Consider the following 22,293-nt stretch of genomic DNA (forward strand, 5'->3'; position numbering starts at 1 on the left):
TCTTGAAAAAACAAATTCTAAATAGGAAAAGATGTGACGAAATAAATCAGTAAAAAAGATTCACCAGCGTCTTTGTTGCATTAAGAGGGCTGTTTTATATAAAAATTTTTCCGTTTGAAATTTGCTTTTCCAAAGGGGGTAACATATATTTATTATTAGCTTCAGTACCTTAAAATCATTTTTAAGTTATTTAGAAAAGGAGTTCTTATGCGTGTCATTAATAAGCTTTCACTAGCAACAGTGTTAGGTATTTTGGCAGTTTCACCTAGTGTTTACTCTGCGGATGCCCCTGATATTTCCGGATCCTACAAATGTTCCTATCATGATCCATTTACTACTCCTAATGATGGAACCGAAACTGTAGTGTTCAAAAAAAATGGAGATGTTTATAAAATTTCAGGAATTCCTACAGGGAGTGTATTCCCCTATTATATTGGTAAAGGCATAATGAATAAAAATGTCAGTAATGCGATTGGCTATATCTTTTGGCAACCCAAATCTCCATCCGTAACAACGATTCAACTGTTTACAATCAAACCTGATGGTTCTTTGGATGGTGTTTTTGCAGAAAGCAATAAAGATAAGGGTGGTACTGAAACATGTACTAAGACAGCACAACAATAATAGAGAGTTATTCGCATAAGATGATTATGAGAAAAGGAATTTTATTATGAAAACTGTGATGAAAAGTGTTTATTTAATTACTGCATTATCTCTGCCCACTTTGACGGCCTATGCAGATAATGCCAGTACAAGCAATACCAATGCTTCGACCTCGCCATCGACACCGACTACTGATACTGCGCCAAGCAATACCAGTACCTCGACAAGCAAAACGGGCGCTTCTGCTTTTTTGGGTGATTATCAATGCCAACGTGTTGATGCCGCAAATAATACCGCTTCTTATCCGCTTACCGTATCAAAATCAGGGGATACTTATACGTTACAATGGGAAAATAGTAATGGGGATCCAGTTCTTTACGGCACGGGAGTTATGCATCCCAATATGACTAATGTTGTTGCGACTTCATTTTGGGATCCTAGAAAGCCAGATACAATTGGTATTCAAATGATTGAGATCAAGCCAGACGGATCCTTACAATCCAATTGGGTAGTACAAACAGACAATCAGGTTGGCTCAGAGACGTGTACTCGAAGCAAGTAATTGAATCTTATCATAATCCGCAAAATAAAAAGGGGGTTCCATTAAATGGAACCCCCTTTTATTTGGTGCCAATTGCATTAATTAGTTGAAAGCTCATAATCTATTTCTCATTTTATAATAGAGAATGGCAAGAGGTTCTTTGAGAAAATAACGTGATAGATATTTGTTCTTGGTCCAACAGGTGCTTTTTACTGCAGGTGAGCTGATTACTTTAATCCCTAATTTTTGAGCGACTAGAATGGCTCTGGGGGCATGAAAAGGTTCAGTTACCAACATAATGGATTTAAATTTATTCGTTTGAACTATTTTTTTGGAAAAAAGAAAATTTTCATAAGTCGAAGTTGATGCTGATTCAAGCAGGATGTCTTTGGCAGGAACACCCAAAGAAAGTGCAATTTGTTTCATGGTTTGTGCTTCATTTGCTCCATCTTCGGTGTCAGTACCGCCTGAGAAAAGAAGTTTGGGCGCATAGCCGGCTTTATATAAATCAACCGCATGTTTTATGCGAGCTACAAGACAAAGATTGTATGCGTTATTGCGATAAGCCTTTGCTCCAAGGACTAAAATAACATCCGCCTGTTTTTTTTCATCGTTTTCTGCATTTTTTATAATATAAAGAGCAAAAAAAGAATAAGCAATAATGAATACGAGTAAGACAAAAATACCGATTTGCATGAACAGTTTCATGAAGCCTCTAAATCCATAAATTAAATAATTGGGTTTGGTCCCTTATAAATTTAATCTAATTATTGTATGGATGCTGAATCGAAAGAACAAGCAAAAATCTTTTTACTTAATCATGATTTAGCCAGAAAAATAAGTATTTTACACGCTAAAGTGATGTCAAAAAAGCTGTCATCCCTGCGTAGGGGATGACAGAAGATGCTGAGATGACCGCTTTTAGGATAACTGTGAAATTTTACTTCTTTTTTTATAATCAGTAGTGTTGATGGTAGTGTGGGTATGGAGTGTTGTTTTCCACTACAACGCTCGGTGGAGGTGTCCATCGATAAACATTTTTCCATCTTGAATGATGATGGTGACGATGGAACTTGAATCGTGGATAATCATGATGTGAATGATAAAAAGCGAAGGCTGTTGTAGTGGAAAATAACGTAGCTGTGCTTAATATCCCACACAGCAATAATTTTTTAATCATCTTGTTTTCCCCTCTTAGATTATTATCTGCAGCCTAGTCTAAATAACAAATGTAACAGGGATATAACAAGACACACTGTAATTGTAACAAAGTTGTTACAATGAGGTTATAAATAAAATGCACCCAGCTGCTCCTGTGGTGCATGATTTTTTAGGGACTGGTTTTTAGTTTTTGGGATTCAATATCATGAACCACATCAGTTAAATCAATTTCTTCATTAGGAACGCTAGGCGTTATTCCGCGCGCTATCCCTTTTGCAAGCAAAATAGTAGCGCAGGGGCTAAAACACGCAGTAACAATTATAGTGACAGGTATACATGCAAGAAAAGTTACCGTGGTTGAATAAGATGCTCCAGCTGAACGTAAGATATAATAGATACCAAGATGTATGCCGCTACCCACGGCTGTCATCGCAAGCCCCGTGCCATTTTTAAAAAAACAGTTTGTCTCAATGCGAAAGGAACGGTCATTAACTACCTCTTTTCGTTCTTTTGCATTGGCGAAATAAATATTTTCATGTTCCTTAACCAGGGTCTGTATTGAAGGGTTAACATATTGATCTTCTATTTGAGAAGGCAGGTCTTTATTTTTATATAAAGTAAAAAAAAGATGAGGATTTGTTTTCTTGATTACTTCTGCTGTCAGACTAATAAGCTTGGGAATTTGTTGTGGTTGAATATTTTTTTCATGCATTGTCATAACCTTTTAAACGGATAAAAATTTAATTATATATTAACAAGTTACTATGTCATTATTTTGTTCAAAGTTTTAAATAATAATTTATGTAAAAAAATATGATGTTCTAATGTACCCTTAAGTTATATGATTGGGAGCTGCACGCATATTTCAACATTGGGGAGAAAAATGAAGGATTTTTTTCATGGTATGAGTTATATGTTACGCGGAATTCGTCATCTTTTTACTCGAGGATTGAAACGTTTTGTATTATTGCCTTTAGTAATTAATTTCATAATGTTTGCAGGCTTGTTTTATCTCATTTACCACTATTTGTTGCCTTATGCTTATCATTATCTGGATAAACTGCCTTCTTGGCTAAGCTTTCTCAGCAGCATTTTTTTTGTTATTTTTATCCTGAGTTTTTTCTTGATGTTTTTGTCACTTTTTACGGTATTTTTTAATTTAATCGCAGCGCCTCTAAATGGACTTTTAGCAGAGAAAACCCAACATATTTTTTTTGGAAGTGCCATTCCACCTGTACCATTTTATAAAATCGTGCTTCGCAGTATAAAACGTCAAATTGAGTTTCTGAGCTATTTTTTACCTCGTTTTTTAGTAATAGGAGTTTTATTTTTTGTACCCTTTCTACACCCTATTTACCCTTTTTTATGGTTTCTTTTTAATGCATGGATATTGAGTATCCAATATCAAGATTTTGCTATGGATAATAATCTGATTGGCTTCAAAGAAACACGTAAGAAAGTTGCTCACAATAAAATGTATTCACTTGGATTAGGTTTTTCTATAAATCTGGTCAGTTTTATACCCATTTTAAATATATTGACCATGCCTGCAGCGGTTATAGGGGGCACTATGCTTTATTGTGATCGCAATAAACACTTACTTAAATCTCTTCAAGGCAAGGATTTAATTTAAGAAACTCATAATGCCTTAGTCCGACAATTTCTGAATTAACTCAAAATTAATTTATTCATTGCAAGGGTGGGTCAAAATGCCCCACCCACTTGCTACGTCCCGCGGCTTATCCCTGAGAGATGGTCACAAAAAGTGACCATTCTCTCAGGCATAAAGCGCGGTACGTAGAGAAATTTAAAGCAGTACGTAGAGAAACTTAAGTGGTACATGATAAATTCAAAAAACTGACGATCATTCAGGGTCTGTTTACCTGCGGTATCGTCAGTTTTGAGAAACCTCCACTAAATTTTTCGCCTACCTACCGCGCTTAATTTCTTCGTCTACGTACCGCGCTTTATGCGCGGTATCCAGGGGATCTTGCTATAGAAATGCTCAGCGGCATCTTAAACGCCTACCTACCGCGCTTAATTTCTTCGTCTACGTACCGCGCTTTATGCGCGGTATCCAGGGGATCTTGCTATAGAAATGCTCAGCGGCATCTTAAAATATCGTTCTGGATACCGCGCATAAAGCGCGGTACGTAGGAAAGCAGTACGTAGAGAAACTTAAGTGGTACATGATAAATTTAAAAAACTGACAATCGTTCAGGGCTTGTCCGCGGGATCCAGGCTGCAAGTCAGGATTAATAAGCTTGAACTACAATTTTCCCTACCGCTTTCCCTGACTCAAGCAACGAATGCGCTTTATCAATGTTCTCGAAGTAAAAAAGATGAGGGTCAATGAGCGGATTTAAATGGCCATCCTCTACTATCCTTGCGATTTCTTTTAAAATTCTGCCATGACGTTCGCGTTGTACATTATGTAATAATGGCAATAACATAAAAACAGCATGTAAACTGGCTGATTTGGCATGTAAAGGTGAAAGATCATGCTGGGATGCTGCTTGAATACTGATGACGTTTCCATATGTGGCAACAGCAGCCAATGATTTATCAAGATTTTCCCCACCAATTGTATCAAAAACTATATCAAATCCCGTACCATTGGTTAAGCGATTAACATATTCTTGAACCGAATCAATCCGGTAATTAATTGCTTCTTTAGCACCCAACGATTTTGCTATATCTGCTTTATCTGAAGAAGATACAGTAGTATATACTTCAGCGCCAGCCCATTTAGCTAACTGAATTGCAATATGTCCCACTCCACCAGTACCCGCATGGATCAATGCTTTTTGTCCTTTCTGGATATTTACTTTTTCAAATAATGCTTCCCAGGCAGTGATTGATACCAAGGGTAATGCAGCAGCCTCAACCATGCTGAGTTTCTTTGGTTTTTTTGCAATTAACTTGGCATCAGCAAGCATGAACTCAGCCAAAGCACCACTTTCATTGAGAAAACCTCCTGCACATCCATAAACTTCATCACCCGCTGTAAACTCAATAACTCCTTCCCCCACTTCTTCTACGATACCTGCAACGTCACTATGCAGAATTGCTGGGAATGGAGGTGAAATCTGCCTGTATTTACCTGAGCGAACTTTACAGTCAACAGGATTAACACTCGTTGCAATAACGCGAATGAGCACATAGCCTGGTTTAATTTGGGGTTTGGGAAGCTCAATTGTTTCAAAAATTGAAGAATCACCAAAAGATGATATAACTTGTGCTTTCATAGCGTCCTCCTAACTTGATGCACCAGACGTTTTATTAAAAATTATGAAGAGAGAAAACTCATCTTCATGCATGCAGAAAATAACATTCTAAAAAAATCGCAGAACATTTTCCAGCAACTGTTGATTATCTTATTGATCTTTCTAATCAATAATCCGTTTTTTCCCATTTATTTTTCTATTTTAGGCTTTAGCACTAATAACCTGGGATTAAAATAGCAGTATAGTATTCATTAAGCATCAAGTTTATGATTAATAAAATTTAAAAAGGATGTAAACCATGTGGCGGACACGATTGACTGAAAAAATTGGTTTAAAATTTCCAATTATACAGGCCCCTATGGCAGGCGGCGCTACTACTCCTGAGTTAGTTGCTGCAGTAAGTAATTCAGGCGGCCTAGGTTCGTTAGGTGCAGGATATATGACTCCTGCTGAGATAAGGCATGCTCTAAAAACAATTCGTAAATTAACGAACAAGCCCTTTGCAGTGAATCTTTTTATTCCAGAGGCGCATTATGCTTCTGGGGCGCAAATTCAAAAGTCCTGTGCGGATATAAAACAGTCCTGTCATGAATTAAATATAGAGATTGAGCCAGTTACAACACCTTACGCCCAATCTTTTGAGGAGCAAATCAATGTAATTCTTGAAGAAAAAATTCCTGTTTTTAGCTATGCATTTGGTGTGCTGGACTCTGAATGGATATCAAAATTAAAGAAAAATCACACCATTTTAGTCGGTACTGCCACAACCTTAGCTGAGGCGCGTGTACTTGAGGAAAGTGGCATTGATGCAATTGTTGCTCAAGGAAGTGAAGCAGGAGGCCATAGGGGAACGTTTATAGGTAAAGCAGAAGATGGATTGATTGGTTTGTTTAGCCTGGTACCTCAATTTGTGGAGCAAATCAAAATTCCTATTATTGCGGCGGGTGGAATTATGGACGGAAGGGGAATCGTTGCTGCAACTTATTTAGGTGCTGAAGGCATACAAATGGGAACTGCTTTTCTCGGTAGTTTTGAAGCCGGTATTCCCGATGTCTATAAGCACGCTTTACTGACACAGCAACAAGATAATACTGTGCTTACCCGTGCCTTCTCGGGAAAGTTAGCCCGGGGAATACGCAATCAATTTATTGAGCGCATGGAGGAAAGAAAAATCAATATTCTTGATTACCCCATTCAAAATGCTTTAACAAGCATGATGCGAAAGAAAGCAAAGGAACAAAACGACATTGATTTTATGTCAATGTGGGCTGGCCAATCGGCACAATTATGCAGAAGTACGAGTGCAAGTGAATTAATAAGAGCCTTGGTCCTTGAAGCAGAAGCTTTGAATACAGGAAAATCTGATTAATATGTTAATGAGGACTTTTTTTTGATCTTTTGAGAATGGAAGGAGAACTCCCAGTAAACTGTCCTGGGAGTTTATGGAAACTTTAGAAATGATAACTGTTAGTAGACTCAATTTCTTGCATTTCATCTGCTTTTGGGAATTCTTTTCTAAATTCCTTATCAATTTCTTGTCTTTGAAATTTATAGCCATTCTTTGCATCATCTAGGTTTGCATGAAGTTCACTATTGTTTGAGAAAAATGAATGTTTCTCTGAATAAGCGCGGGAAGCCGAGGTGCATTTGGCAAGTTGTTGATACATCTTGCAATAACTTTCGATTTTACGAACAATGTATTGATTGTCCAAAATGTCGACAGAATACTTCTGGGAGTTTACTAATTGTGTTTTAAGATCAATCAGTAAAATAACATATTTATCTCGTGTAGATGAATTTTGAAACGTGATGCATTCAGTATCAATACAATCAAAAATTTTCTTGTGATCTCCGCTGGATAATGCATCCAATACTTTTTTAAAGGAATCACGACGTTGATAATAATCTTTACCTTTAGTTTTACTTAATAAAGATGTTTCCTTCCCCAGAGCATGCAAATGCTGGTGTATCGCTTTTAACCCTTGGACGAAAGGCAGAGGATTAGGTTTCTCGGATAAATCCATTGTCTGGATAGGTGGAAATTCTTTTACCTTTTCTGCATAGCAAGCAGAATATTGTTCCCAAGTCAGCCTTTTCTTTTTAATCGTGCGCATCGTATCATCATAGGTATCGAGTTCTTGTTTTTCCATGAAGAACTCGCCTTGAATATCCTCAATAAGACAGTCTTTAGCCAAAACATTACGCTCATGCAATGCTTCTACTACTCTGTGCAGGCTATATCCTCCTGGTCTGTAATGGCCGCTGGCATTGGTAATTTCAGTGATCTTGCCATTTTGAACAGAAATTTCTCCAGCACAGGCAACAGCTTTCCCACGAGTAAATGCAGGATGACCAATGCGTTTTCCATCTTTAGATTGATTGTCTTCGTGTACAAATAAATTCCCCTGCGTATCCATAACGAAAATATATCGCTTTTTACCGGTTGAAAGCGGCTCCGTTGTTCCGCCAAGGCAAAGTTCATTTTTGATATTTGCGGTGAGCATATGGGAGAGTGATTCTTCATAAGAAAAATAATAATTATTAATATTTGCTTGAGATTTTTTGGCTTCATTAAACTCAACTTCTACGGTCAAATCTTCGCGTTTTGGTTGCTGTTTTGCCCACTCATCATGAATGGGCTCCAGTGCGTTTCGGACAGTTGGGTACAAAGTACCCCATGGACGATGTTGGGGATCTAAGTGTTCTTTTTCCAATCTTTCTGGTAATGCTAACCCTTTTTGCTTTAACAAAGCATCTACATCTCGGTTTACATCAAAAATGGAGTCTTCTGCGATGAAATATGGGCGGGCTTTTGATTTTTCTTGATTAGAAATGTCCCTTGATAAGAGATGCGGTATCTTGTCAAAACTTTCTTTAACGATAATGCTCTCTGCCCATACATTGAATTTTCTACCTTGTCTTAAGAGCATAAATGCTTCATCCCTTATAGCTTGGTAGTGTTCTTTAGTAGAATTAGAGGTTGTAAGAGACGCTTGGCGGCTTGCGTATTTATAAATTTCAATTAATTCACCACGGTTATGTTTGATAAAATTATAAAGCGCAATAATTGTTTCGGTATTTGAAATATTATCCAGGGAAAACTGCTGGAGAACAGGAAGTAATTTAAAATTAAATCGGTCATGATATTTTTTTATTTGGTAATCCAGATAGGTATCTTTTGTACCATGAGTTCCTATCTTTGTTATAAAGTCAAAATTCTTAGCTTTAAGTTGATTTACAAATGAAGTAATTTTCATTGTTCTCTCCGTCGATTGTTGGACTATGGTGTTCATGGTACCAACAAGGATTTAAAGAACGCTTAAACAACGTACGCAAATTGTGTAAAATACGATCAACCCGGTGTCTTCGTCACTCATCGATTTGATGTATTGTGGTGCTGAGATATAAATTAAGCCTGTTACCGGCTTAATTTATAATCACGCTTGAATGGATCAAGGAGGTATCCGATTGTAAAAAAACAGAGTTGAGGAGTTTTACATGTTCATTCCATTGCCATCAACATCCATTTCAAAATCCTTATCAAACTCCATAGAATTGTCTTCCTTTGACTCCTCATGTAAGGATTGAGCAAAAAAACCTCTTCCTGACTGGGTGGCTGACACTGATCTTTGACTTTCTTGAAGCGAAGAGGGAGTTGTAAAAGAAAACTGTGTTTCTTGGATACCCGGTTTCTTCCGTAGATACTCTACCTGTCCTTGCAAATGTTGAATTATTTCATGGTCACTTTTTTGGGGTACTTTGATCGTTTGTAGTGTTCTAATGGCGTGTTTATATGTTTCAATGGTATCTGTTATCCGTTTGTTTTGAACATGGGATTTGGCGAGCGCTAAAAGTTGCATTGCCATATTACGATAAGCGCTATCACTAGGGGTTTCATTGATTAAAACAGGGTTAAAGGGATGTTTATCTGCTGATAAAGAAAGTTGGTTTAACATACTTTCTATACTGTGATCAATTTGCTGCATTTCACTAATGGATATTGCTCCAAATTGTTCAAAGAGGGACTGTTCCTGCCTTGCAAATTGTCCTTCAGCAAGCAGATGCTCGTGATTTGCAAATTTAGATGAAGCAAGATATGACTTTGTTGAGAGTTTCTTTTCATAGTATGCATGAAATTGTTGGAAGTTAATTGCCGGATCACCGATTCGCTGTTCATCAATAGTTTTGTTTTTTATCAGTCCAAATGCTTTTATGGCATTTGACATTGCTTCATCTCCTCCAAGTTGATTGACCGACTCATAACAGGCATCGGCTAAATCAATATACAGTTCGGTTAATTTTCTATAACTTTCATCATTTAATTCAGTATGCAGAAGTTGTTTTATAGCATCCAGGTAACATTGCCCTGCTTTTACATATTCCGTTTTATTAAAATAGAAAGTCGCCAGATCATAATAGGCATTGGTGAGATCATGAAAGTCAGCTGGTGTCTTATTGATGATTCGTAAAAATGCATTGATCCCTTGTGTGTATTCATCGATTATTATTTTTTTTGCAGCATGTTTACGTTCTAGATATTTAGCATTTGTAATTTTTGATTTGGCATATTTTCGGTATTCTTCATCCATAATTTAAACCCTCCATTTAATTTCATCGATTGACTTCACAATCACAGTATCATCAACAGATATAAAAAAACAATGAGCTCTGCTTGTATATGAAAATGAGGGTATGTGAATGAATTTGTGTGGTGTCAAAGAGAAATCCCGAGCTCTTATGGACACTCGGGTTATGATTTTTGTATGAGATTTTTCTATTACTCTACAGTGATTAGGGTTGATAATTCGCGCAGAGCAATGAAGAAAATTGTGTAATCAATACTTGAACTACCAAGCAGCATTTCCAGTAATTTTTCCCATCGTTGGTGGATAAAAGGGTTTTTTTCGAACCAATAGGCAATGAGCTCATCCGAGTTTAGTGTTTTTTGATTATTCATTAAAATGACGATGGTCAGACGCCGTTGCAAATTATCGAGTTCATCACGTAAAGACAATCGTGCCAGACTATTCCAGTGGCCTTCACGAGAATCATTACCAATTTGATCACGGAACCAGACCAGACTGAATTTACTGCCTACTTTAAAATAAACTTCAGCGGTTTTGCCTAAGTCAAATTTATTTTGTGTTGCTACTTCCACTACATTTAATACAGTATACATAGCACGCGTAGCAGCGATTTTTTTTGCAGCCTCTTCAGGCAAACCAATATCTACAAACTGAATCACAATTTGATTAAGATATTCTTTAGTGACACCCGCCATTAAATCAGGAATTGATTTTTCAAGTTTCGCTATAGATTGACTGTAATGAGCAATATTATTGGTAATTCCACCGGCTAGACGTTTATGATGTAAGAACCACCGAGTTGCTAAATTCATTAATTGTCTGACGTGGTGTAGTAACTCATATTGAGTGTGTACTGTTACTTTATAATTAAGTGAATCAATCAATCGATGTAAGTCGTCAATTCGATAGGCTTTTGCAGCAATAATATAAGCACGAGCAATATCTGCTATTGTTTGTCCAGTCTCAACTTGCAAGCGGTACATGAACGTAATGCCCATACTATTAACAATCTGATTGCTCAGTTGTGTTGCGATAATCTCACGTCGCAAACGATGTGTTTGCATGGCTTTGGCATAAGATTTTATCAGCATTGAAGGAAATCCCGTCTCGAGTATGGTTGCAAAATAGGGATCATCCGGTAAATCAGATTTTAATAATTCACCCGTAATATAAATTTTTGTATAGGCCATAATAATGGACAATTCGGGTCGAGTCAGAGCTTGGCCTGCAGCTTTACGATCCAAAAGATGTTTCTCATCAGGAAGAAACTCAACACTTCTGTCTAAGTGCACCACTCCTTCCAGTTCTTTAATGTATGCCTGATATAAACCACTATAAGCTAATGCATTCGTAGCAGAAAAACTCAAAACCAATGCTTGATTGTAATTATCTTGTAAAACGAGCTCTGCAACTTGTTCCGTCATTTTTGTTAGCAATTGATTGCGTTTTTTCTCAGTCAGTATTCCCTGAAGCATTTCCTTATTCAGCAAAATTTTGATATTAACTTCATGGTCAGAGCAATTTACCCCTGCTGAGTTATCAATTGAATCAGTATTAATCAAGCCGCCTTGAAGCGCAAACTCCACTCTCCCAAGTTGAGTAAAACCGAGATTGCCTCCTTCGCCTACAATTTTGCAGCGTAATTCATTACCATTAACCCGACAAAATTCATTCGTTTTGTCGCCAACATCCGCATGTGATTGAGTTGACGCTTTTACATAAGTACCAATACCCCCATTAAATAATAAATCAACGGGTGCTTTTAAGATTTCCTGAATCAGCTCATTAGGTGTTAATGAATCAGCTGTAATCGAAAGTGCTTTTTTCACTTCAGGGGTGATGGAAATGGATTTGCTTGAACGTGGATAAATTCCTCCACCTTTGGAAATTAATCGAGGATTGAAGTCTTCCCATGATGAGGTGGGCAAATTAAATAAACGTTGACGCTCTGCAAAGGTTTTGGGGCCGTTAGGATTGGGATCAAGAAATATATGGCGATGATCAAATGCAGCAAGCAAAAGAGAATGACTGGTGTAAGTCAGTCCGTTACCAAATACATCACCACTCATATCCCCAATACCAACAACAGTAAAGTCCTGCTCCTCTATGCGAATATCCAATTCGCGGAAATGCCGTTTAACGGACTCCCATGCGCCGCGAGCAGTAATCCCCATTTTTTTATGATCATAGCCTGCAGATCCTCCGGAAGCAAAAGCGTCTCCAAGCCAGAAGTTGTATTCTTTAGCAATACCATTTGCAATATCAGAAAAAGTTGCTGTTCCTTTGTCTGCTGCTACTACAAGATAAGGATCTGCACCGTCATAACAAACCGTGTTTTTGGGTGAAACAACTCGGTCATCTTCAAGATTATCTGTCAGATCGAGTAATCCTCGTATAAATGATTGATAACAGTAAATGACTTCTTGTTTTATCTGTTCTCGATCGAGTGCATTGATTGCTTTTTTTAAAATAAAACCTCCTTTAGCTCCAGAAGGTACAATCACAGAGTTTTTTACTTTTTGAGCTTTCATCAAACCAAGCACTTCTGTACGAAAATCCTCGGGACGGTCAGACCAGCGAAGACCCCCACGAGCTACTTTAGCACTGCGTAAATGTATGCCTTCAAATCGTGTTGAATAAACAAAAATTTCGTACATGGGTTGTCCGGGAGGTAAATCAGGCACTTTCGCTGAGTTGAGTTTAAATGACAAATAGTCTTTATGCTGGCCTTCGGAACCTAACTGAAAGTAATTGGTACGTAGTGTCGCTTTGATTAAAGACCAGAAAAAACGGATAATGTGATCTTCATCTAAGCTGGTAATGGCATCGATATCGGTTCGAATTTCTTTTTCCAGTTCGGCCTTTTTATTTTTATTTGTGGTATTTTGTTTTAGACCAAATTTTAAATAAAAAAGTTGAATTAATTTTTTGGCAATTACGGCATATGTGGAAATGGTTTTTTCAATGTATTGTTGGCTAAAGCGAAATCCAATTTGTTGCATGTATTTGGCATAAGCTCGAATAATAACAATCTCTCGCCAGGATAATCCTGCGCCTAAAACCAGTTTATTAAACCCATCATTCTCACAAATTCCAATACTTATTTTTATTAGGGCTTCGTTAAAAATATTTTTTACTTGATCGAGGGTGAGTAGATTGGAGTGGGCATAGGTAACATTAAAATCACTGATCCAAACAAATTGATTGGGTGCGATGGAAATTTTATACGGTCTTTCTGTGTATGTCCTTAAACCCATATTTTCAATCATAGGCAGGATATCGGAGAGAGGAATTGGTCTGCCATATCGATACAATTTAATATGTAATGGATATTCGCCGCGTGGTGATTCGAAAAAAACAATTGTTAATGGGTCCTGCAAGGAAAGCTTCTCAATTTGCATGAGGTCGGTGATTGCTTCCTCAACAGTATGTTGTTCACAATAACTCATTGATAGTGATGGGAGGTATTTTTCGGAAAATTTTTTTCCTTTTTTACGGCCTAATTGTTTTATTAGTTCTTGATCCAACTGATCTTTCCATGAGTTTTCCATTTTTCAATCTCACAACGGTTCTCTATTGCTATTCAATAAGTATAGGTCATGAAAATGATTTGCATGTAATCGAGAAAATATCTTAATGAAGCAGCGTCTACTCCTTACAGCATGTGGTTAATAAAATGTTAATCATGTATTGATATAATGCAATAAGTATATATTTTATTCTTCATGAATAGAGGTTTGGATCTATTTTTTAAGAGTAAGTTTAGGAAGACAGAAAAGAAAATGAATTTTTACAATAATTTAGAATCTTTTATTTTTGCTTATGAATTAGGCTCCTTTTCTAAAGCGGCTAAAAGGCTAAATATAACACAAGCTGCGGTCTCACTTCACATTAAGAACTTAGAAGTTTATCTGGGGGAAAGGCTCTTTGAACGAAATGCCAAATGTATTATACCGACTCAGACTGCTAAGAAGCTTTTTACTTTAATTTCAGAACCTTTCGATAAAATTAGAGGGGTAATAGATAATTTCTCAAAATATACAAATTCAATGAGAGGGGAGATACATATAAGCTGTATCAATGAATTTGCTGAAAATCTGTTAATTAAAACGATCGGTGTGTGTCTTGAGCATGGAATTAAATTAAAAGTTAATTACATCTCTAACGATTCAATGATTATTAATGACTTACAAGATAATACCATTGATTTTGGTATTACCTCGGTTAAGTATGACAATCCTAATCTAGAATTTATTAAATTATTTGATGATGAACTTGTGTTTGTTGGAACAGAGCGCTGGGAGAAGTACCTAGATAAAACGAGCGAAGCTGCTTTTAACAAAAGCCTTAAATCCATGAGGTGGCTTGTTTATGAGGATGCGATGCCTTTTATTAAAAGGTATGCTGAGCTTGCACTGGATATATCTCCTAATGCCATTGATCCTTCTCTTACATTTGTTGATGTAATGGGATTAATTCGGTCGGTAAGAAATGGGTACGGAGTAGCCTGTTTGCCAAAGTCTTATATATTACCTTACTTGGAAGATAAATCGATTGCTCAGTTGCATTATCCACAAACAGCGCCTCGATATACTCTTTATCTGGTGTATAGGGCTAAAAGTTTGTTGCATAAACGTATGAACTTTTTTAAAGATGCCGCTACTAAAACAGTGCCATGCACAACTTATGAAAATACTTGATTCCAAGAGTTTCTCTGAACATCCATAAAAAATTATAGATAATATTCTTAGTGCTCTATTTTTTATTGGCAAGAATATAAATGGAGTATTGTACTATGGAGAGTTGTTGCCCAAAGACCTAAATTTTTTCTCGAAAAGTCAAAAACTTATGTCCCAGATAAGTGGTAAACGCAGGAGAGGCGAGTCCAATTGCGTGCGCTATTTCTAAAGATTTAATGTCCATAGCGGGCAAAAAATAATGAGCAAACAATAAGCTAACAAGCAAAGTTTGCGACATGCCAATTAAATTAATCAGAATAAAATAAATAATGGATCGAGTTAATGTCTGCTGGCTTGTCTTAAATACAAAGAATTTGACAAGAATAAACGAGACAACCATTCCAGTAATATAGGCTAAGAGAATGGATGTTGAAAAACTGAATGAATAGCTATAGATGATTCTGCTACAAAAGTTTACGGTAACCGCTATTGCTCCCGCTATGATAAAAGCAATAAATTGTTTTGATTTTAAATAATAGAACACAGAGCAGTCTCTTTTCAATTGATGTATTAAAAAATAATAGACCTTATTTATTCATTTGGGATGTTTGTTGTAGGGCTATGATCCATTGTTCCTACAGTGGGTAAGTCATACTGAATGCAGCGAATGCGTTGGGGCACGTGACAGGAGGATAGGGATCAATACTTCTACAGTAGAGGGTTGGTATGTAAAAAGTAGGGATCAAGATATAGATAATCCTACTGTACTCATCACAATCCAGGTGCCGCGGCGTGTGCGCGGCATCCAGATTTATCAGAGCATCAAACCTGAATATTAGACGAGTTAGTTCTTGTTTAAACTATTCCAAATCTTTTTTCCTATCCAATAGACAATCAGGCAGATAAAAATCCATAACACAATTAACGGTAAAAAATACACAAAAAATTCAATCAAGCCGTAAGTCACAGTACGTAATTGATCTACTAAGGCATGATAGGAATCAATAAATGCTTCTGTTATTTTCCATTGTTTTTGTTGCTCTGTCTGAATTATTGGATTCATATTCAAGTTAATATTGATTAATGAATAAGCCACTGATTCTTTGTAATATTTAAGTTGTCCTTGGATTACATCAATTTGTCCCTGTACATCACTTAATTGTTTGAACACACTAAGAACATCTGATGTTTCTTTTGCTTTGGCCATAATTTTGGAAAGCTGCTCTTTAGCAGTTTGTAAGTTGTTAAGCTGGCTTTGTAGATCGACGAATTGTTGCGTAATGTCTTCGCCCGTTATTGATTCTTGGGTAACTTGTGTTGCTAATGATTTCAATGCAGTTAATGCATTATTTAAACCTTGGGCAGGTACTCTTATGCTGATATTTGCAGTGGTATTATTCGCATCATTATTATCTTGCATTAAATTGGAGCTTACGACGTAACCTCCTGAGTTTTCCGCTAATTGAGAGATTTTTTCCATTGCTGAGTTAATGTTATCCACTTGCAAGGAAATATTCGCGTTACGAATAATCATACCGCGCATTACATTTTCTGGCTGGCTTGCATTAGACTGATTTTTAACTTGCATTGCCATCGAGCCAACAGCGTAATCAGGCCCCCCAACTGCCGCTTGCATTGGCATAGGACTTCCTGCATACATGGTTTGGCCACTTCTGCCAAAAAACCATTGAGCGATAAGAAATAATAGGGCTATTGTGCCAATGAAGGCTAAAAAATAAAGGATGATTTTTTTCATTATTATTCTGTACTCATAAGTGAACAGGTCATATAAAGTGTGGCAAAGGTTTTTTAAATTGTAAAATAAATATACTGGTTATATTTCTGCAGTGTTTAAGGCAATATCTACTACTCCATTTGCTGCAAACATACTGATGAAGTGTGAGTAAGCTTGAGCTTTATTTCCATACTCCGATGAGACAGAAAGAATCTCTTCAGTATAAATAGCGATATCCTCTACGATTCGTTCACATCGGTAATAAGCTAAAAGTGCTTTATTGATCTCCGTTTCGCCATAGCCTCTATAGAAAAGAGTTTCTTGATAGGGTTCATTCCAAACATTGGCGATTCCACCGCCTATAAACATCAGGTCGCGCTCTTTTGGCGCCATTATCGGCTCATCCCAATCTACAATGTAGATAGAATGATGAGGACTTATTAATATATTGCCAGCATGGATATCAGAATGACATAAGACCAATTGAGGGGAGTCGTTTTGTATCTTTTGCGCGAGATGTTCTGCGCGGTCTACTAAGTTAACAATCACCTCACGGTTTGTTCCCATGAATGAGACCAGCTTGAACGCGTACTCATCCACGGCCGATGATTTTTCAATGTGCTCCCAAAGTGCTTGTACACTCTTTCTCCATTTCGGTGCATACGATTCGTGTCGAAGTTGTTGTTGAATAAGTGCCGGTACATCGATTGCATGAATTTGCTTTAAAGTGCTTCCAAGTGTAATCCATTGTTCTTTTGTCAAGGCCTGATTAAAACCATTTTGCCCGTGAATAAAAGGATAAACAATGAGACTAAATCCATCAGCATACAAAATGGGTTGATTTGCAACTGTGTTGATGGGTCTAATAATTTGCGGGATACCGTTTTCGTATAAAAGCTCCAAAATATCAATCGCTACATCATGATGATAACCTTTTTTTAGCTTGACAAAATACGACTGATTTTTTGTTTCTGCTTTATATACTGAAGCATTCATATCCGCACCGATGGGGAGATAGGTAAGCCTAAGTGTATCGATGTGATAATCAGTTTTTAGGTGTTCAATAATTTTTTGGTTCGCCAGGGATAGTTTTTCAAGCATTTTTGACTACCAAGCAAGGATTCATCTAATGCTATTCGTATTAATCTCGAAGATCCAGTTATTTATAGTGCTGTTTAGTAAGCAACCAGCAATTTATTGAATTAAAAATTGCTGGTTTTCTTTCGGGTATTTCGGGTAGCCTAAGCCTGAGAATCCTTATTTTTTATTGACGCTTGTCACAGAAAGCAACGCATACTTTATGCTCTTGGACTTCACCGCCACACGCTGAATAACATGCTCTATAGGTAGGTTCACATCGACATGAGTTGGTACAGCTGCTGCCTCGATCAAAATCATTCACGGATTTATTAACCGGTAAACCCATTTTTTTGCGGTCTTCTTTATATTGCTTGTACTCAAACATCGCGTTTTGTTGTGCCCTCATACGGCAATTGTCATTATCCACACGACAACTTTGTTCGCAATCATTTTTACCTTGAATACATTGGGCTGTGCACATTCTTGCGATATCTGATTTTGGGGGAATAAAACTGTATTCTGTATTATAGATAGGACCACAGGCAGTTAACATGCCCACGAGAACCAGAATGGAAAAAATGAAGAACTTTTTTTGCATATTATCCTCTTTTGATGAGTTATGTGAAGCAATAGTTCTGGCATAGTGTTCATGATGCATGCAGACGAGTGTCATACAGAACAAATTAGATGTATTTTATTCATGCCCAATTGAAAAATCAAGCTGAGATCCTCTTTGCAAAGGTTTGGAGATGGTTTGCGATCTTAAAAAAGTGTTGTTACTTTTAATCAATTTTTGATATATAATTAACCAACTTATTTCATCGATGTTCCTATTTTTGTACCATCAATATTTAATTGAAACAATGTCTATGAATACCTCATTTTTATTTGGCTTTTTAACGGGTTGTCTTACTACTGCTGTAGCTGGATGGCATGTACAAAAATTTATGAATAATAGAAAAAATACCAAAAATATAAAGAATAAAAAAATATTGGATTTGGATAAGCTTTTTAATGATTATTCTCATTTTATGAATATCATTAAAAATGATGTGACTCATCCAGGCAATAAGGATATAAGAGAGTTTCTTGTGGTTGAAAAAGAGGCAATATTGAATTCGTTTGTGCCTCGATTTCGCTATGAATTGTCTACCGATATTCTCCCTGCTTTAAATAGATTAGAAGAATTGGGTTATATTGAAAAAATAAAAAACAATTGCCTTCATTATAAAATTGAAGAAGAGTTTATAATGCAACTCAAATCAATTAGGGACTCTAATTAACACCCATTACTTCAATGGGTGCATTTAACTTTCAAAGTAGTGTCACATTGAAGCCTCAGTAACCACAGCCGGTTCTGCCGACTTTAGATTCTTCTGACTCTTGATATGTTTATGAATCAAATAAATGAGTACCGTTCCCAAAAGAGCACAGGCTGGTATCAACATCAAAGCATGATGATAGGAGGAAAGGCTGTATTGTTTTACCCCGCTCGCAGCCAGGTTCCCTTCCCAGTACCAATCCATTATTTTGCCTATTAAGGTATGAAAAAATGATCCGCCAAGCATATTGATGCAATTTAAAAAGGCTATGGTTATTCCTAAATGTTTGTTGGAAACAAGAGCGGATCCTGCCGCAAATACAATGACTTGATAACAACACATAAGCCCAATAGTGAAGAATAAAGTTCCAAGAAGCCACCAATTGGTTACGTTTCCAGAGAGAATCACCAAAAAAGCTAAGGCTAATCCGATTCCACAAATTCCTATAACTGTATAATCTCCTATTTTTTTACTAAGAAACGCAAGCAAGGGTCCTCCAAACAACATACCTACAAAAATCAATGAGGCAAGCAGGGCTGCATCAGATTGAGCGAAACCATAGGCAATAGTTAAAAAGGATACTCCCCAAACATCAGCAAACCCTTCAAGGGCACCAACCATTAACAAATTGGCTAGGGCAAGAATCCATAATAATTTTGAGGTGAACACAACAGATAAATGAGATAGATTTAACTCATTAGATTTTTTTGCTTTAAAACTTTTGGGTGTACGCAAGACCAAATAAGCGAATACACCTACGCTTATAGAGCATAGTGCAAGCACTAACCCTATCCGTTGACTGCCGTAGGTCGAAAGCAATTGAGTCAATGGTTTGCCGCCATAGACCGCTCCTAAAAGCCCAACACTGAAAGAAAATCCAACCATTTGGGAATATTGGGTGCCACTAAACCATTCAGAAATAACTTTGGATACGCCCAAAAAACCAACAGCCGAACTGGCCCCGATTAAAAATCTGCTTAATAAGGCCAGATAAAAATTATGAGTAGAGGTAAAGAGTAGGGCACTTAAACCACAAAGTAGCGCAAAGATAAAAACTACTTTTTGAGCTCCAAATTTTTCGAGCAATAATGCCATGGGAATTTGCATTCCTGCATATCCATAATAATAAAATGCAGCTAAGAGGCCAAAACTGGCTGCATCAATTGAAAATCGATTCATTATTTCCTGCATCATCAATCCTGGCCATAGACGCAGTATAAATTGAAGCGCAAAAAACAATAATGGAAAAAACCACATAACAAAGGGCAAGCAATTGTTTTTTAGGTTAAACGAGTTAGTTTGAGTCACGATACCCTCCAGCATTAATATTCAGTTATTTCAAACTCCCGATGTTTACCCCTAGAGAGGTTCGGGAATAAGAAATAGCTGACCGCTCTAGGGTAAAGAGGGCAAAATAATAATATCTACTGAGGAGTTTGCTGTAAGTAAAGAATCATGGCATAGCGGTAACTTTGCAGTGAAAACTGCAGAAAAGTTATTGCTTTTGTTCGTATTACCCTGATTCATAGTGATATTTGATTAAAATTTTATCTACACAGAGTAACATATCAAATAAAACTCCATTGTGTCAATTTAATTCTTTTAATGTATAAATTCTGGGTTGATTTATTTTAGAATTTTCGATCAAGGAGTAATAGGAGATTAGCCTATAATATAGATAAATCATTACAGGAGGAAATATCTATGAAACACATCATACTGTTTTTATTCTTCTTTCTGATGATTTCATTGAATAATGCGTTTGCTCGAGACAGCATAAAATGGACTCTTTCGCCCAATGGCTTGGGTCCTATTAAGATGAATATGACCCTCAAGCAAGCAGAACATGTCACTGGGAAAAAATTTAATTCTACTAAACCTGATCCCAATCAAGCTGAAAATGAAAGCTGCTTCCTGGTCACATTAAAGGGAATTGATGATGTATCTTTTATGATTTCGGGTAATAAAATTGTGCGTATCAATATTACTTCCCCTGCTTATCACACATCAACGGGAGCAAAAATCGGTGATACTGAATCACAGGTACGCGCTCTATATAAAGGTAAACTAACGACAGAGCCGCATCATTATGATCCAAAGGGGCATTATCTAACCCTTTTTGAAAAGCCAGATAATCGCGGCATTCGATTTGAATCAAATGGTAAAGTTATTACCTTAATCTATAGTGGTAATCACGAAGAAGTTCAATATGTTGAAGATTGTCTTTGATTGAAAAAAGCGGGAATTCAATAGGACACTTTTGCGTTCCACTTGTTCCCGTCCAAAATGATAATCATGCTCAAGTCGAAAAATAATAATTGATTGTGCTTTTGCAGCCCTGCCTACGATTAGGATACTGATTAAAATTATTTCACTTTTGCATAAGATAATGCAGTCATTTCATGAATACGTATTTTTTATGTATTATCAAAAGATTATCTAATTTATATAAAAAGGACTGCCATTATGATAATTGAAAAACAAGTTATTCTAGGAGGGATCCTTCTTGGAATTGCTGCCGGAATAATGCTGTTGGTTCGAGGTAGAGTCCTTGGTTGTAGTGGTATACTTTTTCGTGCATGGAACTTTGAAACTTATAGGCCAAATATCGATAATATTTCATTTATTGCGGGATTATTCTTAAGTGGAGTTCTCTTTAATTTTCTTCAGACAGTCCCCAATCCTATTGCTGTTTTTAAAACAAATCATGAGCTATTGATGCTTGGGGGAATATTGGTTGGTGGAGGCACTTATCTGGGGAATGGTTGTACTAGTGGACATGGACTATGTGGAATATCACTTTTACGCAAACGTTCACTAGTTGCTGTGAGTATCTTTTTCCCGGTTGCAATAATCACATCCTGGCTAATACACTAAGGAGTTAAAATATGAATCCTCTCATCTCATTAATCGCTGGCCTAATTTTTGGGTTAGGTTTAATTTTAACGGGTATGTATAGTCCAGATATTATTATTGCAGGTCTAAAAATTGGGGCTGATACATTTAAAATTAATTTATATGTTACTTTCCTTATAGCCTTATTGGTTACTTTCCTGTTGTTTCAGTTGCGAAAATGGTTGGCAAAGCCCTTACTAAACAACTGTTATGAGTTACCTACAAAAGAAAAAATTGATTGGCAACTTATTCTTGGCGCGGCTGTTTTTGGTTTGGGCTGGGGAATTAACGGACTTTGTCCCGGACCGAGTATTGTGGGGCTTGGAATTTTTTCATGGCCATTTTATTGGATAAATTTTGCAGGAATTATTATTGGCTTCTTACTTACACGTTTTTTTATTAAGCAAATGACTCATTCGAAATGACGGATTGAGAGTTATAAATAATCGTTTTATAAGAAGCGG

Annotated in this window: 21 protein-coding genes; 9 read left to right on the top strand and 12 right to left on the bottom strand. The window is 36.7% G+C overall.

From position 1 onward, the window contains the following. Window positions 1-207 precede the first annotated feature (207 nt). Window positions 208-624, top strand: coding sequence for a hypothetical protein (locus LXO92_RS07170; RefSeq protein WP_182351983.1), 417 nt, complete (start codon window positions 208-210; stop codon window positions 622-624). A 46-nt stretch (window positions 625-670) separates the two neighbouring features. Next, the gene (locus LXO92_RS07175) at window positions 671-1,165 is read left to right on the top strand and encodes a hypothetical protein (protein ID WP_182351984.1); all 495 of its coding nucleotides are present in this window, start codon (window positions 671-673) and stop codon (window positions 1,163-1,165) included. A gap of 93 nt (window positions 1,166-1,258) precedes the next feature. Here LXO92_RS07175 and LXO92_RS07180 read toward each other — a convergent pair whose 3' ends face one another. From LXO92_RS07180 to LXO92_RS07190, 3 genes are all read right to left on the bottom strand, one after another. Continuing rightward, entirely contained in the window at window positions 1,259-1,852 is a 594-nt protein-coding gene (locus tag LXO92_RS07180) for a YdcF family protein (RefSeq protein ID WP_182351985.1), read from the bottom strand. A 250-nt stretch (window positions 1,853-2,102) separates the two neighbouring features. Continuing rightward, a complete protein-coding gene (locus LXO92_RS07185) occupies window positions 2,103-2,324 on the bottom strand; it encodes a hypothetical protein (RefSeq protein ID WP_182351986.1) in 222 nt (73 codons plus the stop codon). A gap of 150 nt (window positions 2,325-2,474) precedes the next feature. Next, window positions 2,475-3,017 carry a hypothetical protein gene (locus LXO92_RS07190; RefSeq protein WP_182351987.1) on the bottom strand — a complete coding sequence of 181 codons (543 nt, stop codon included), beginning with the start codon at window positions 3,015-3,017 and terminating at the stop codon, window positions 2,475-2,477. 171 nt (window positions 3,018-3,188) lie between these two features. Here LXO92_RS07190 and cysZ point away from each other — a divergent pair, with 171 nt between their 5' ends. Then, window positions 3,189-3,938 (top strand): sulfate transporter CysZ, encoded by a 750-nt coding sequence (gene cysZ, locus LXO92_RS07195; protein ID WP_182351988.1) that lies wholly within the window; start codon window positions 3,189-3,191, stop codon window positions 3,936-3,938. Window positions 3,939-4,560: 622 nt separating this feature from the next. Here the strand turns inward: cysZ and LXO92_RS07200 are convergent. Continuing rightward, window positions 4,561-5,553, bottom strand: a complete 993-nt coding sequence (locus LXO92_RS07200; protein ID WP_182351989.1) for a zinc-dependent alcohol dehydrogenase family protein — start codon at window positions 5,551-5,553, stop codon at window positions 4,561-4,563. A gap of 277 nt (window positions 5,554-5,830) precedes the next feature. Between LXO92_RS07200 and LXO92_RS07205 the strand changes: the two genes are divergently transcribed. After that, window positions 5,831-6,901, top strand: a complete 1,071-nt coding sequence (locus LXO92_RS07205) for an NAD(P)H-dependent flavin oxidoreductase (RefSeq protein WP_182351990.1) — start codon at window positions 5,831-5,833, stop codon at window positions 6,899-6,901. Window positions 6,902-6,983: 82 nt separating this feature from the next. Here LXO92_RS07205 and LXO92_RS07210 read toward each other — a convergent pair whose 3' ends face one another. From LXO92_RS07210 to LXO92_RS07220, 3 genes are all read right to left on the bottom strand, one after another. Then, entirely contained in the window at window positions 6,984-8,789 is a 1,806-nt protein-coding gene (locus tag LXO92_RS07210) for a hypothetical protein (protein WP_182351991.1), read from the bottom strand. Between the two features lie 237 nt (window positions 8,790-9,026). Beyond that, the gene (locus tag LXO92_RS07215; protein WP_232890692.1) at window positions 9,027-10,121 is read right to left on the bottom strand and encodes a hypothetical protein; all 1,095 of its coding nucleotides are present in this window, start codon (window positions 10,119-10,121) and stop codon (window positions 9,027-9,029) included. Window positions 10,122-10,309: 188 nt separating this feature from the next. Continuing rightward, entirely contained in the window at window positions 10,310-13,669 is a 3,360-nt protein-coding gene (locus LXO92_RS07220; RefSeq protein ID WP_182351992.1) for an NAD-glutamate dehydrogenase, read from the bottom strand. 231 nt (window positions 13,670-13,900) lie between these two features. On the opposite strand from LXO92_RS07220, the gene LXO92_RS07225 reads away from it, so the two are divergent. After that, a complete protein-coding gene (locus LXO92_RS07225; protein WP_232890693.1) occupies window positions 13,901-14,818 on the top strand; it encodes a LysR family transcriptional regulator in 918 nt (305 codons plus the stop codon). 118 nt (window positions 14,819-14,936) lie between these two features. On the opposite strand, the gene LXO92_RS07230 is transcribed toward LXO92_RS07225, so the two are convergent. The 4 genes from LXO92_RS07230 to LXO92_RS07245 form a co-directional block, all read right to left on the bottom strand. Then, window positions 14,937-15,341 (bottom strand): GtrA family protein, encoded by a 405-nt coding sequence (locus LXO92_RS07230; protein WP_232890694.1) that lies wholly within the window; start codon window positions 15,339-15,341, stop codon window positions 14,937-14,939. A 300-nt stretch (window positions 15,342-15,641) separates the two neighbouring features. Continuing rightward, window positions 15,642-16,553 (bottom strand): DUF4349 domain-containing protein, encoded by a 912-nt coding sequence (locus LXO92_RS07235; protein WP_232890695.1) that lies wholly within the window; start codon window positions 16,551-16,553, stop codon window positions 15,642-15,644. A 78-nt stretch (window positions 16,554-16,631) separates the two neighbouring features. After that, window positions 16,632-17,633: an aminoglycoside phosphotransferase family protein gene (locus LXO92_RS07240; RefSeq protein ID WP_232890696.1), complete on the bottom strand. Its 1,002-nt coding sequence runs from the start codon at window positions 17,631-17,633 to the stop codon at window positions 16,632-16,634. A 163-nt stretch (window positions 17,634-17,796) separates the two neighbouring features. After that, on the bottom strand, window positions 17,797-18,210 hold the full coding sequence (locus LXO92_RS07245) for a hypothetical protein (protein ID WP_232890697.1): 414 nt from the start codon (window positions 18,208-18,210) through the stop codon (window positions 17,797-17,799). Window positions 18,211-18,481: 271 nt separating this feature from the next. On the opposite strand from LXO92_RS07245, the gene LXO92_RS07250 reads away from it, so the two are divergent. Continuing rightward, the gene (locus LXO92_RS07250) at window positions 18,482-18,895 is read left to right on the top strand and encodes a hypothetical protein (RefSeq protein ID WP_182351998.1); all 414 of its coding nucleotides are present in this window, start codon (window positions 18,482-18,484) and stop codon (window positions 18,893-18,895) included. A 42-nt stretch (window positions 18,896-18,937) separates the two neighbouring features. On the opposite strand, the gene LXO92_RS07255 is transcribed toward LXO92_RS07250, so the two are convergent. After that, the gene (locus LXO92_RS07255) at window positions 18,938-20,257 is read right to left on the bottom strand and encodes an MFS transporter (protein ID WP_370529186.1); all 1,320 of its coding nucleotides are present in this window, start codon (window positions 20,255-20,257) and stop codon (window positions 18,938-18,940) included. A 381-nt stretch (window positions 20,258-20,638) separates the two neighbouring features. Here LXO92_RS07255 and LXO92_RS07260 point away from each other — a divergent pair, with 381 nt between their 5' ends. The 3 genes from LXO92_RS07260 (at window position 20,639) to LXO92_RS07270 (ending at window position 22,254) form a co-directional block, all read left to right on the top strand. Further along, complete coding sequence (locus LXO92_RS07260) at window positions 20,639-21,163, top strand: hypothetical protein (protein WP_232890698.1); 525 nt, start codon at window positions 20,639-20,641, stop codon at window positions 21,161-21,163. 237 nt (window positions 21,164-21,400) lie between these two features. Then, window positions 21,401-21,811 carry a YeeE/YedE family protein gene (locus LXO92_RS07265; RefSeq protein ID WP_182352000.1) on the top strand — a complete coding sequence of 137 codons (411 nt, stop codon included), beginning with the start codon at window positions 21,401-21,403 and terminating at the stop codon, window positions 21,809-21,811. A gap of 11 nt (window positions 21,812-21,822) precedes the next feature. Then, window positions 21,823-22,254, top strand: a complete 432-nt coding sequence (locus tag LXO92_RS07270) for a DUF6691 family protein (protein WP_232890699.1) — start codon at window positions 21,823-21,825, stop codon at window positions 22,252-22,254. The last annotated feature ends 39 nt before the right edge of the window (window positions 22,255-22,293 follow it).

Origin of the sequence: Legionella resiliens, assembly GCF_021344005.1 — a bacterium.
Taxonomy (GTDB): Bacteria; Pseudomonadota; Gammaproteobacteria; order Legionellales; family Legionellaceae; genus Legionella; species Legionella resiliens.